Origin of the sequence: Streptomyces sp. NPDC048734 (genome assembly GCF_043198675.1) — a bacterium.
Taxonomy (GTDB): Bacteria; Actinomycetota; Actinomycetes; order Streptomycetales; family Streptomycetaceae; genus Streptomyces.
In genome coordinates this window covers 338,185-348,922 of sequence record NZ_JBICUZ010000008.1, presented here as the reverse complement: position 1 = coordinate 348,922, position 10,738 = coordinate 338,185, and the positions used below count along the sequence as shown (strand labels likewise).

Sequence of the window (10,738 nt, the reverse complement as noted above, 5' to 3'; positions counted from 1 at the left end):
GGCGGCCCCGCGGGGGGCCCCCGCCCCCCCGCGGGGGGGGGGGGGGGGGGGGGGGGGGGGGGGGGGGGGGCCCCCCCCCCCCGCGGGGGCGCGGCCCGCCCCCCCCCCCCCCCCCCCCCCCCCCCCCCACGGCGGGAAGGGCGACCACGGTCATGGGTCGTTTCGACCGCCGCGACCGCCACGATCGCGCCGTCCGTGGCAGCAGGCGGCAGGACGGTCCGCTGATCGCCGTCTCCGGTCGGAGCCGGCGGGCGGTCCTGCGGCGGTTCGCGCAGGCGGTGGTGGAGGCCGGTCACTCTGCCGGGCGCAGTGCGTCGGCGTAGAGCGTGAACAGGCGGGGGGCGGAGGCCTGCCCTGTCGGCGGGGCTTCGCGCAGGCGCTCCCAGCAGTCGGCGGCCAGGCGGCGGGCACGGGTTCCGGGCCATGGCTGGGGGAGGAGCTGCGGCGGCAGGAGCGGGTCGGGCTCCATCGCCGCGGTGAATCGAGCGGCGAGCTCGACGGCCATGGTGAGCCGCTCGGCGTCCTGCGCACGCGGCCCCTCGGTGAGCCGCGCCAGGCGTGCTTCGGCGAAGGCGGCGAGGTCTTCGTGCTGCTGGGCGATCTCGGCGAGGGGCCACAGTGCGGCGGCCAGTGCGCGGGGTTCGGTGGTGTCGCCGATCCGCAGGTCGGTGGTGGTCAGTCGGGTGAGGGCGTGGAGGACGCCGAGATCGCGGGCCTGGGCTTCGACGAGTTCGGCGACGGGGTTGGCGGTGACGTACAGGCCGCTGTGGAGGGATGCGGCGCCGAGGTGGCGCAGGTGCTCGCGCAGGGTGTCGCGGGCGGTCCGGCGTGATTCGGGGACGGCGAAGGCGAACAGGTGCCAGGTGCCGTCCCAGGGGGCGAGTCCGGCGTCCTGCCGGTAGGCGTGGCGGACGTGGGCCGCGTCGGGTGCCAGGGATCCGGTGACGTCGGCCACGGCACGGAGGGTGGCTTTCCGGCCGCGTCCTTCCTGGGTGAACCGGCCTTCGGCGACGAGGCGTCTGACGCACAGCCTGATCTGCTGGTCGCTCATGCCGAGCAGGCCGGCGACGGTGTACAACTCGCCGGCGTCGACGGTGCCGTCCTCGCGGACCAGGGCGTGCACGAGCAGCCGGGTGGGGATCTCCGGCCCGTCGTCCGCGCTTTTGACCGGGGCCGGGGTGCTGTTCACCGTGTCGTCCGTTCGTTCGTCGTGTCCGCCGGGGTGACGGGGCGGTGCATGGTGGTGACCGCGCCGAAGCCCATCGGGCCACGCAGCCAGGGGGTCCGCTCGGTGTGGTGGGCGGTGAAGCCATGCCGTTCGTAGAGCGCCTTGGCGCGGGGGTTGGCGTCGATGACGTCCAGGCGGATCCGGCGGCAGCCCCGTTCGGCGGCGACGGCCCCGATCTCCCGCAGGAGGAGGCTGCCGACGCCCTTGCCCCGGTGCGCCGCCTCGACGGCGATGCCGTCCATGACCAGTTCGCCCGCGGCGGGGGTGCGTTCGAACAGGGCGAGGACCGCCAGCCGGGGCAGGCCGCGGAAGCAGCCGTAGGCGGACAGGACGTCCCGCACACCGCCGCCGGTCAGGGCGCGGCCGCCGAGCCGGTAGCCGGCCACGCCGACCACTTTGCCGTCGGCGAGCGCCACGACGCCCCGGTCGTGGTGGAGGTGATCCGCTATGAACGCCCGCCCGGTGCCGGGTGGGCCGAGCGCCGGGGCCAGCTTGCGGCCGAACGCCTCCCAGTACAGCGCCGCCACCTGTTCCTCGCTGCCCTCGGGGATGCCTCTGCGCACCACCGGTCCACTCCCCGCCGAGTGCCGGGCATCGTCCGCCGTCGTCCGCACGTCGCTCCTTCGCACGTCGCTCCTTCGTCGTCCACAGGACCACCTTGCATGAATGATAGTAATACGTTCATTCTCAGAACGAGCGTTTTTGCAACGAACGATATGGGGGTCGGGATGTTCCGGACACGGGGTGGGCGGATGCGACGCGGGTGGCGCCGGACGGTGTGGACGCTGGTGGGGGTGCTGCTGGCGGCCGCCGGACTCACCGGGGTCGTGGTGTGGCAGAACACGTACGCGCTGCGGGAGGAGAAGGTCTCGCTCCGGCACGACGGGAAGGTCCTCCAGGGCGTGCTCGCCCTGCCCGAGACGGGTGACGGGCCGTTCGGGCTGGTCGTCTTCGTCCACGGCGACGGGCCGGTCGACGCGACGCACGAGACGTTCTACCGGCCGCTGTGGGAGTCCTTCGCCCGCGCGGGGTACGCCTCGCTGTCGTTCAGCAAGCCGGGCGTCGGGGAATCGGAGGGGGACTGGCTGGACCAGAGCATGACGGACCGGGCCGACGAGACACTGGCCGCCGTGCGGTGGGCCCGGAGCCGCCCCGACGTCGACGGCCGGCGCGTCGGGCTCTGGGGGGCGAGCCAGGCGGGCTGGGTCCTGCCCGAGGTCGCCGCGAGAGACCGGCGGTTGCAGTTCGTCATCGCCGTCTCCCCGGCCGTCAACTGGCTGCGGCAGGGCCGCTTCAACCTCGTCGCCGAACTGGAGCGGGACGGCGCCGGCGCCGAGCGGACGAACGCGGCGCTGCGCCGCCGGGAGACCACCCTGCGCCTGCTGGACCGGGGGGCGTCCTTCGCCGAGTACCGGGCCGCCGTCGGGGACGTGAAGGGCATGACGAGCGCGCGGTGGGCGTTCGTCGCCAGGAACTACCGCTCGGACGCGACCGCCGACCTGCGCGCCATGCGCGGCACTCCGGTCCTGCTGGTGCTGGCGGGTCACGACGTCAACGTGGACGTCGCCGACACCGAGGCCGTCTACCGCGAGGTCCTGCCCGCGGAGTCCCTGACCGTCGCCCGCTATGCGGACGCCACCCACTCCCTGGTCGACCACGACCTGGAGAGCTCCGAGTGGCGCCTGACGCTGACCGCCGTCCTCGCGCCCCGGCAGCTGTACACCGACGGGTTCCTCGCGGACCAGGCCCGGTTCGTCCAGCGGCGACCCGTCGTCGGGGAGGCGCCGTGACTCCCCTCCGGAGCGACGAGGGACGTGACATCGCGGCGGGAGACCGGGGCGGTGGCTTCAACACCGACGTGAAGGTCACCCGGGCCGGCTCGACGGTCACCGTGACGAACGCCGCCCACAACGGGGCGCTCGCGGCGGGCGGTTCGACGAGCTTCGGCTTCGGCGGGACACCGGGGACGGGGGCGTGCCAAAGGCGAGCTGTACGGCGGCCTGAAAGGCGTCACGGTCCGAGGACGTACGGGCGCACCACGTCCTCGCCGGTCCGCCAGGACGGCTGTGCGGGCGGAGGCGGGGTCGCCCAGCAGGTCTCGCCGTGAGGGAAGGGCAGGTGACGGCCGGTGGCGCGGGAGCGCTTGGACCAGCGGCGCCAGCGGGCGTCGTGGGGGTTCGGCAACCGCCAGACGTAGGGGTCGGGGGAGCGGACCTCCCGCGCGAGATCGCTCATGAGGGGTTCGGTGGGTCGCCGCCGGGTGGACAGGCGGGCGACCGCGTCACGGAGCAGCCGGAACACGTTCCCTCGCCGCTACGTCCGCCGCCTCCGCCGGCGAGAACCGGGCCCACACGCGTTTCGTGTACGGCTCCTGCCGGCACCCCCAGGCATCGGCCAGCGCCACGACGAGCGCAAGGCCGCGCCCGCGTTCCTCGTCCGGGCCGGAGTGGTGGAGCCGGGGGAGCCGGTCCCGGTCGGGGTCCGCGACCTCCAGGACCAGGTCGGTCCCGTGGCGGGTGAGCGTGACCTCGACCCGGGCGTCGGAGACGCGGCAGTGGGTCACGGCGTTGGTGACGAGTTCGTTGGCCAGGAGGGTGACCGAGTCCGCGAGTTGGGTGGTGACGCCCCAGTCGGCGAGGACCTTGCGGACGCGTCGGCGGGCGTCGGGGACGTGCCGTCGGTGCCGGGGGATGCGGAAGGTTTCCGTCGGTGACATGGGGGCGAAGCTACGGACGTATCCGATACGCCCACAACCTTCTTCAGTGAATGCATGCAGTTGTGCACTCGATCGAGTGATGGGATCCCGGAGGTGATGACGTGTGTGGCATCGTTGCGGCCGGAGAGGGGAGAGCCCATGCCCGCAGGGGGACGGCCGACCGTACGCAGCAGGCGTCTGGGTACGGCACTCCGGCAGTACCGGCACGCCGCCAAGCTCGACCAGCCGCAGGCCGCGGAGATCATCGCGGCGAGCCAGGCCAGGGTCAGCCGTCTGGAGAGCGGCCACGTCACCGCGCGCGTCATCGAAGTGCGGCTGCTGCTGGATGCGTACGGCGTCACGGACCCTGAAGTGCGTTCCAAACTCGAGGAGTTGGCCAAGCACTCGAAGAAGCGGGGCTGGTGGCTGGAGCACGCGGCGCACCTGCGGCCCGACTACCTCGACCACATCGCGCTGGAGGACGACGCCACCCACATCCGTGAGTGGCAGCCGGTGTTGGTGCCTGGTCTGCTGCAGACTCCGGCCTACGCGGAGGCGGTCACCACCGAGGGGCCCAACTACGTCTCTCCTGAGCGGATCACCCAGTTGGTGAAGGTCCGGGAGAGCCGTCAGGCGAAGATCGGGGAAGGCGGCGCGACGTACACCGCCATCGTGTGGGAGGCGGTCGTCGCCCATCCGCTGGTGGACGTCGAGGTGCACGGGGAGCAGCTCTCCGCGATCCTCGAAGCCGGGAAGCGGAAGAACGTCACGATTCAGGTGCTGCCCTTCAGAGCGGGACTCCTGGCGGCTGCGAGTTCGGCTTTCTCCACGTTCAGCTTCGACTCGGAGCCGACCGTCGAGGCGGTGACACTGGAGAACCTGAGGGGTGCATCCGTCCTTGAGGACCCCGAGGATCTGGCGGCTTACGCCAATACATATGACCTACTACGATCGTCCGCACTGGCCCCGGAGGCGAGCGCCAGTCTTATCCGAAGCGCACTGCGGACCCTCAAGGAAGACATGTCATGATCGAGGTCATAGGCCCGTTCCGGAAGTCCTCCTACTCGGGGCAGGAGAGCAACTGCGTGGAAGTGGCCGCTACCGCTGCCGACGGCCGCGCCGTCCGGGACAGCAAGCGGCAGGACGGTCCGCGGATCGCCGTCTCCGGCCCGAGCTGGCGGGCGTTCGTGGGCCAGTTCGCGTAGGTGTCGGTCACCCGTGGCGGCCTCGGGCGGTCTCTGCCGCGCCGCGTTGATCACTGCGGATTCTCTCAGCGTGTTCCACACCCGTAGGTACGTCGCGACGGTGTCGGTATCGTCCGGCCACGGCTCGGTGTGCCAGTCCCCGATGACCACCCGCCGTTCGTCGTGGATCCGGAAACCGTTGCCCGGACAGATCTTGAGGGCGGCTGCCAACGGCACGACGCCGAGTTCCACCGCGTCCGGGCCCATGGCGCTCGTGAGCCGGTCGAGCTGGGCGGCCGGTACCGGAGGTGGGCACACCGGCGTGTGCGGGGCGGCTTCCCACATCGGGATCCGGTACGTCCTGCCGGTGGTCCCGTCACGTCGGGAACCGGAGTGAGTGGCCGTCAGTTTCCGGTGTCGAGTTGGATGTGCTCGATGTCGTTGTCCAGGAAGGTGGTCAGGTCCCGGGCTTCGGTGTAGACGGCTTCTCGTTCCAGGGCGGTGAGGGGGCGCAGGGAGCTGATGCGGAGTCGGTGGTCGCGCACGGCCCAGGTGGCGGTGACGCGTCCGTCGACAAGGACGGTGCGATGGCCCGCGACGGACAGACCTAGGTGGGGGGCGTCGATGATCCGGCTGCGGTCGTGGTAGCCGAGGACGGCGTTGTCGAAAGCCGGGAGGAACCGGACGGGGGCGGGGGTGTCGGGGTGGGGGCGGGGTGCGTCGGGCAGGTCGAGCAGTTCGCGGCCGCGTTCGTCACGGAAGACGACGAGTTCCTCTCGGGCGGCTCTGACGGCGGTGGGAAGGCCGGCGAGGCCGCACCAGGCACGTAGGTCCGCGCTGGCGGCGGGCCCGAATGCGGCGAGGTAGCGGTGCAGCAGTTGCTGTCCGACAGGATCACTGCCATCGGAGGGCAGGGGGTCGATGTCCCGTTCCAGCCAGGTGCTCAACGGCAGGTTGCGTACGCCGGCGGTCTGGTGCCACAGGCCGCGGGGCGGGAGTTGGGCCATGGGGATGAGGGCTGCGACGAGCAGCTCGCCCAGGACCCGGCGTGGTGGACCGGGCCAGCGGTCTTCGAGAGCCTGCACGAGCTCGGTCATGGTGCGGGGCTGCTGATCTGCCATGACCGCGCGGCCGGCGGCGGCGACCTCGTCCACGTCGATGCCGGCCAGTTCGCGCCGGTAGGTCCCCAGCACTCGCTGGCGCAGCATGGTGTCGTGGCGGGCTCGCCAGGTGAGCGCGTCGTCGGCGGTGACGAGGTGGACGGTGCGGCGCATCAGATGGGTGCGCACCACTACGCGGCCGGTCAGCGCGTCGTCCAGTTGCCGAGGCTTGAAGTCGGACAGGCGGGACCACAGCCCGGTGAAGGGTTCCTGGGGGTCCTGCGCCTGCAGGCCGCAGAGATGAGCCACTGCCTCCGGCACGGATGTGTCGCTGCGCTTGAGCAGGTGCTGGCGGGCGAGGGTGGCGCGGTTGAGGGCACGGGCGTCAAGGACGGTCATGGCATCCTCACGCGTCGGCTCGCTCGTGGGACGGGCGTCGGCGCAGATCCGTGTGGGTGAGGGAGGGGTGAAGGAGACGCCCAGAGGGCCGATGTCGGTTTATCACGGTGTCTTGCCTTCCTTCCGCTGCCGTACGTTGTTCGGCGCCTGCGCCGTCCGGGCCGCCCGTATCGCTGCGGCGGCCCGGACGGCGCAGGCGTGTCAGGCCGGTCGGCCGGGTCAGCCGTTGTAAGCGGCGGTGACGTCCAGGACCCAGGTGATGCCGAAGCGGTCGGTGAGCATGCCGTAAAGCGGTGCCCACTGCGCAGGCTCCAGCGGACGCACGATGCTCGAGCCCTCGGCGAGCTTGCCCCACAGGGCACTGATCTCCTCGGCGTCGTCGCCACGCACGGAGACGAAGAACGGATTCTCGCCCTGGTTCCAGGGCAGCTGCGAGGGAACGTCGTAGGCCATGACATGGAAGCCGTTGTCGCCGGCCACCTCGCCCCACATCACCCAGTCCGCCTCGTTCTCGTCCTGCACGGCGCCCGCGTCCTTGTAGGTGACCGCGACCGTACGTCCGCCGAAGACGGACCGGTAGAAGTCCAGCGCCTCACGTGCAGTGCCCCGGAAGTTCAGGTGGGTGGTGGTCGTGACGGACATGACCTGCTCCTTGCCTCATGTGACGAATACGCCGCCGACCGTCCAAGTCCAGTGGCGGCTGCCGTGACCAGGAGAGGTGCCTCCCGAACGGCTCGTATGCCACGATGGCGGAGGTAGAGGACAGGATGTGTCCGGTACTGCAAGGAGATGGGTGTCGTGCATAAAACGTCCTCACGGTTGCTCGCGCTGCTCTCGCTGCTTCAGACACACCGTGACTGGTCCGGCGAGGCTCTCGCGGGACGTCTCGACATCACCTCGCGCACCGTGCGCCGTGACATCGACCGCCTGCGCGAACTCGGCTACCCGATCACCACCGTCAAAGGACCGGCCGGCGGCTACCGGCTGGAGGCCGGCACGCACATGCCGCCCCTCCTGTTCGACGACGGCCAGGCCGTCGCCCTGGCCGTCGCGCTGCAGACCGCGGCCGCCGGCACCACCGTCGCCGAAGACGCCTCCCGCGCCTTGGCCACCCTCCGCCAGGTCATGCCACCCCGCCTGCGCCACCGCATCGACCTGCTGCGAGTCACCGCTGTCCAGCCGCCCGCGGCTCGTGACACCCCCCGGGTCGAGGCTCAGGTCCTGATGGAACTGAGCCGCGTCGTCCACGCCCGCGAGGAACTGCGCTTCGACTACGCTCCGAGTTCGAGCACCCCGGCCGACAACCCCCGCCGGGTGCAACCCCACCACCTGGTCACCTGGCGTCATCGCTGGTACCTCGTGGCCTGGGACCTCCATCGCGAGGACTGGCGTACCTTCCGCGTCGACCGCATCCGGCCCCGCACACCCACCGGCCCCCGCTTCGCCCCGCGTGAACTTCCCGGCGGGGACGTCTCCACCTTCATCACCAGCCGGTTCCGCGGCAACGACGGCACCACCACCGACTGGCCGTGCCAGGGCGAAGTCGTCCTCCGCCTCCCGGCCGCCGACGTCGCACCCTTCGCCCAGGACGGAATCATCGAGGAACTCGGCTCCCACCACTGCCGACTCACCCTCGGCTCCTGGTCGTGGACCGGACTCGCCACCGACATCGGACGCTTCGACACCGATATCGACGTCATCGGCCCGCCCCAACTGGCCGCCGCGTTCAAGGACCTCGCCGCCCGTTACGCCCACGCCGCACGCACCACAAGACCAGAGACCGGCCCGGCGCGGTGAGAACGGAACTCACCACGCCGCTCAAGCCCTCCGAACCTCCGGGGCCGGCCCGACGCCCGGATACACGCGATCGGGACTGCTGCAGGGCTCGGTGACACCTGATCATGCAGCAGTCCCAGGTGGCGCGTCCGGTTTCCCACGGGAGTACGACGAGGGCCGAGCGGGCGGTCCAGCCTGCGAACGGCCTGCGATCGTCTCGGTGCCGCGGGGCTGGACGGTGTGCTTCCGGCTCGTGGTGTCGTCCGGCACCCCGAGCCTTCGTGGTCTCCGTACGGCGAGGGGCGCCCGGTGAGCCACCGGGCGCCCCTCGCCGTCGTACTGCCGGGAGTCGTTACAGCTGCTCGATGACGTGGTCGACGCACTTCGTGAGGGCTTCGACGTCCGCCGGGTCGATCGCCGGGAACATGGCGACCCGGGTGCGCGAAATCCCCGATTCGCGCACCCGTAACGGCACTGCCGCGCCCGCACCCGTACGGGGAGGTCAGCCCACGAGGGCGACCGGGGCGTCCCAGGCGTTGCGGTCCACGGTGATCGTGTGACCGCCGCGGGTCTCCTTGCTGTTGACCATGTACTGGTGGCCGCGGCTGTGGTTCGTGTACAGCTTGGGGTCCCAGGGCCAGTCGGTGGTGGTGGTGTTCTTCTTGTCCCACAGGGCGTACCAGAGGTTGCCCGGCAGGTCCGTCCTGTTCGTCGCGGTGGCGATCGCCTTGGCGCTGGAGCTGCTGAAGCCGTAGAGCCCGGCGCGGTATGTCTTGGCGCGCAGGGTCTTGGTGAAGGAGCGCACGTACGTCAGGGTGGCGTCGTTGCACGCCTTGTTCGTGATGTCGTACGACTCCATGTTGAGGTAGATGGGGCTGCCGGCCTTCATGCCGAGCGCGGCGGCCTTGGCGACGGCGTCCTCGGCGTTGCTCTTGCCCACGGCGGCTGCTGTGGTGGCGGTGAACCTCTCCGGGTTCCTGCTGGTCTGGCAGGGCGGCTGGGCGCCGACGTAGAGCGGGATGAGCTTCCAGCCGGCCGCGTTGACCGACTTCACCCAGGACGCGGTGAGGTTGGCCTGGGTGCAGCCGCGGTTCTTGCCGCCGATGTACACGGCGGCGGCGCCGTAGAAGCCGTCGCTCTTCCAGGCCTTCATCGCGGACAGGGAGGGCGCGGTGCAGGTGTCGAAGGCGCGGCCGGTGTACGTCTTCTGGGCGGGCCAGGTGGTGGCCGCCATCGACGTCTGCGCGGCGATCCCGGCCCCGGCCACGACCACGACGCCCGCGGTCGACCAGGCTATGTAGCGGCCTTTTCTGGACAGCCGGTGACTGGACAATTCCCACCCCATTCGGATAGCGGCCCTCGGCCGCAACTGGTGCGCCTGCGGGGACTTGCGCTTGCGGGCGCACAGTGGCGTGACTGCAGCGCTCGGCGGCGCCAGCAACTACGCGGCATGGCTCCGATGTCCGGAGCGTTCCGCACTTTATCCAAGTTCTGAGACCGGTTGGCTCCCGGGCATACCTTTTCGCCACTGCGGAGGGCGGTTCTGTCGTGGTACGACGCGGACGGATCGGTGCCGCCTGCATCGGCTGCACCGGCTACACCTACGACGCGTTCGGCCGCGCCACCGCCCTGCCCGGTGGCGGCACCGTCGGCCACCACGCCAACGACCTCGTCGCGACCACGGACAGGACCGGCGACACCGTCCCGCAACTCACCGCCACCATCGACGGCGACGTGGCCCCCGGCTGCCGCTGGACGCCGGCAAGGCCCCCGCCGTCCTGAACTCGGACGAGTGCGGCAACCGGAGGGCGGTCCAGGCGGCAACTCGTCACAACTCGCTGGGTGGTAAGCAGCGTTCCGCCGAGATCCTCACCGGCCTGACGCCGATGGGTGTGCGCTGTACGACCCGGCGACGAGCCGGTCTCTCCCCAGCGCCCCCGGCTACGGCGGCAACCTCGACTCAAGGCGTACGTAGGCCGGCGCTCCTGCAGCAACATGCGCTGGTGGCGGACCTTGAACTGACTTGTTGACAGAAGATGAAGGGACGGGCTGGCTTCGACACCGTCCCGCTCCCTACCGGACCTACGTAAGGGATTCAGGACATGAAGTACCTGTTCAACGGTTTCAAGATTGCCATGGGGTCAGCGCTCCTGGTCTGTTATCTCACCGATGTCATATCCGAGTTGCCGTATTCGGTCATCGCTGTCGCGCTGGGTGGCATCCTCATGGTCGACGGAATTCAGAGCGTCAGGTCCGCCCGGTGAGGGAGGAGGAGCGAGCCAACCGACACAAGTCGTCTCCCGGCGTGGAGGCGGGCCCGTGCTGCGGCCCCACCGTCACCGGCCGGAGTGGAAAA

14 protein-coding genes and 1 pseudogene are annotated in these 10,738 nt (G+C 70.9%); 7 read left to right on the top strand and 8 right to left on the bottom strand.

The window, feature by feature from the left end; genetic code table 11:
* Positions 1-292: 292 nt before the first annotated feature.
* Entirely contained in the window at positions 293-1,189 is an 897-nt protein-coding gene (locus ACGFQC_RS23100) for a PaaX family transcriptional regulator C-terminal domain-containing protein (protein ID WP_363086770.1), read from the bottom strand.
* Positions 1,186-1,857 carry a GNAT family N-acetyltransferase gene (locus ACGFQC_RS23095; RefSeq protein WP_393288575.1) on the bottom strand — a complete coding sequence of 224 codons (672 nt, stop codon included), beginning with the start codon at positions 1,855-1,857 and terminating at the stop codon, positions 1,186-1,188. Before ACGFQC_RS23095 ends, ACGFQC_RS23100 begins: the two co-directional genes overlap by 4 nt.
* A gap of 123 nt (positions 1,858-1,980) precedes the next feature.
* Between ACGFQC_RS23095 and ACGFQC_RS23090 the strand changes: the two genes are divergently transcribed.
* Complete coding sequence (locus ACGFQC_RS23090; RefSeq protein ID WP_363086769.1) at positions 1,981-3,018, top strand: serine aminopeptidase domain-containing protein; 1,038 nt, start codon at positions 1,981-1,983, stop codon at positions 3,016-3,018.
* Entirely contained in the window at positions 2,904-3,335 is a 432-nt protein-coding gene (locus ACGFQC_RS23085) for a cellulose binding domain-containing protein (RefSeq protein ID WP_363086768.1), read from the top strand. Before ACGFQC_RS23090 ends, ACGFQC_RS23085 begins: the two co-directional genes overlap by 115 nt.
* Here ACGFQC_RS23085 and ACGFQC_RS23080 read toward each other — a convergent pair.
* Both ACGFQC_RS23080 and ACGFQC_RS23075 read right to left on the bottom strand, forming a co-directional pair.
* Entirely contained in the window at positions 3,239-3,463 is a 225-nt protein-coding gene (locus ACGFQC_RS23080) for a hypothetical protein (protein ID WP_363086937.1), read from the bottom strand. The two genes, ACGFQC_RS23085 and ACGFQC_RS23080, sit on opposite strands and share 97 nt — an antisense overlap.
* A 46-nt stretch (positions 3,464-3,509) precedes the next feature.
* Complete coding sequence (locus ACGFQC_RS23075; protein ID WP_363086767.1) at positions 3,510-3,944, bottom strand: ATP-binding protein; 435 nt, start codon at positions 3,942-3,944, stop codon at positions 3,510-3,512.
* A gap of 138 nt (positions 3,945-4,082) precedes the next feature.
* On the opposite strand from ACGFQC_RS23075, the gene ACGFQC_RS23070 reads away from it, so the two are divergent.
* Positions 4,083-4,952, top strand: a complete 870-nt coding sequence (locus tag ACGFQC_RS23070) for a helix-turn-helix transcriptional regulator (RefSeq protein ID WP_363086766.1) — start codon at positions 4,083-4,085, stop codon at positions 4,950-4,952.
* A complete protein-coding gene (locus tag ACGFQC_RS23065) occupies positions 4,949-5,128 on the top strand; it encodes a DUF397 domain-containing protein (protein ID WP_363086765.1) in 180 nt (59 codons plus the stop codon). Before ACGFQC_RS23070 ends, ACGFQC_RS23065 begins: the two co-directional genes overlap by 4 nt.
* 63 nt (positions 5,129-5,191) lie before the next feature.
* On the opposite strand, the pseudogene ACGFQC_RS23060 reads toward ACGFQC_RS23065, so the two are convergent.
* From ACGFQC_RS23060 to ACGFQC_RS23050, 3 genes and pseudogenes are all read right to left on the bottom strand, one after another.
* Positions 5,192-5,515, bottom strand: a pseudogene (locus ACGFQC_RS23060) (Scr1 family TA system antitoxin-like transcriptional regulator); the annotation flags it as partial.
* Entirely contained in the window at positions 5,512-6,606 is a 1,095-nt protein-coding gene (locus ACGFQC_RS23055; RefSeq protein WP_363086764.1) for a winged helix DNA-binding domain-containing protein, read from the bottom strand. The gene ACGFQC_RS23055 and the pseudogene ACGFQC_RS23060, both read right to left, overlap by 4 nt.
* 219 nt (positions 6,607-6,825) lie before the next feature.
* A complete protein-coding gene (locus ACGFQC_RS23050; protein ID WP_363086763.1) occupies positions 6,826-7,248 on the bottom strand; it encodes a VOC family protein in 423 nt (140 codons plus the stop codon).
* 147 nt (positions 7,249-7,395) lie between these two features.
* Here ACGFQC_RS23050 and ACGFQC_RS23045 point away from each other — a divergent pair, with 147 nt between their 5' ends.
* A complete protein-coding gene (locus ACGFQC_RS23045; protein WP_363086762.1) occupies positions 7,396-8,403 on the top strand; it encodes a WYL domain-containing protein in 1,008 nt (335 codons plus the stop codon).
* A gap of 481 nt (positions 8,404-8,884) precedes the next feature.
* Here the strand turns inward: ACGFQC_RS23045 and ACGFQC_RS23040 are convergent, their stop codons facing one another.
* The gene (locus ACGFQC_RS23040) at positions 8,885-9,715 is read right to left on the bottom strand and encodes a glycoside hydrolase domain-containing protein (RefSeq protein ID WP_363086761.1); all 831 of its coding nucleotides are present in this window, start codon (positions 9,713-9,715) and stop codon (positions 8,885-8,887) included.
* A 215-nt stretch (positions 9,716-9,930) separates the two neighbouring features.
* Between ACGFQC_RS23040 and ACGFQC_RS23035 the strand changes: the two genes are divergently transcribed.
* Positions 9,931-10,164, top strand: coding sequence for a hypothetical protein (locus tag ACGFQC_RS23035; protein WP_363086760.1), 234 nt, complete (start codon positions 9,931-9,933; stop codon positions 10,162-10,164).
* A 320-nt stretch (positions 10,165-10,484) separates the two neighbouring features.
* Positions 10,485-10,646, top strand: a complete 162-nt coding sequence (locus tag ACGFQC_RS23030) for a hypothetical protein (RefSeq protein ID WP_363086759.1) — start codon at positions 10,485-10,487, stop codon at positions 10,644-10,646.
* Positions 10,647-10,738: the final 92 nt, after the last annotated feature.

What these genes read in the sequence shown, in the direction of transcription:
- ACGFQC_RS23080 (WP_363086937.1), bottom strand. Translation starts at nt 3,463, where the DNA reads ATGAGCGATCTCGCGCGGGAGGTCCGCTCCCCCGACCCCTACGTCTGG.
- ACGFQC_RS23090 (WP_363086769.1), top strand. Translation starts at nt 1,981, where the DNA reads ATGCGACGCGGGTGGCGCCGGACGGTGTGGACGCTGGTGGGGGTGCTG.
- ACGFQC_RS23050 (WP_363086763.1), bottom strand. Translation starts at nt 7,248, where the DNA reads ATGTCCGTCACGACCACCACCCACCTGAACTTCCGGGGCACTGCACGT.
- ACGFQC_RS23030 (WP_363086759.1), top strand. Translation starts at nt 10,485, where the DNA reads ATGAAGTACCTGTTCAACGGTTTCAAGATTGCCATGGGGTCAGCGCTC.
- ACGFQC_RS23065 (WP_363086765.1), top strand. Translation starts at nt 4,949, where the DNA reads ATGATCGAGGTCATAGGCCCGTTCCGGAAGTCCTCCTACTCGGGGCAG.
- ACGFQC_RS23075 (WP_363086767.1), bottom strand. Translation starts at nt 3,944, where the DNA reads ATGTCACCGACGGAAACCTTCCGCATCCCCCGGCACCGACGGCACGTC.
- ACGFQC_RS23045 (WP_363086762.1), top strand. Translation starts at nt 7,396, where the DNA reads ATGGGTGTCGTGCATAAAACGTCCTCACGGTTGCTCGCGCTGCTCTCG.
- ACGFQC_RS23055 (WP_363086764.1), bottom strand. Translation starts at nt 6,606, where the DNA reads ATGACCGTCCTTGACGCCCGTGCCCTCAACCGCGCCACCCTCGCCCGC.
- ACGFQC_RS23070 (WP_363086766.1), top strand. Translation starts at nt 4,083, where the DNA reads ATGCCCGCAGGGGGACGGCCGACCGTACGCAGCAGGCGTCTGGGTACG.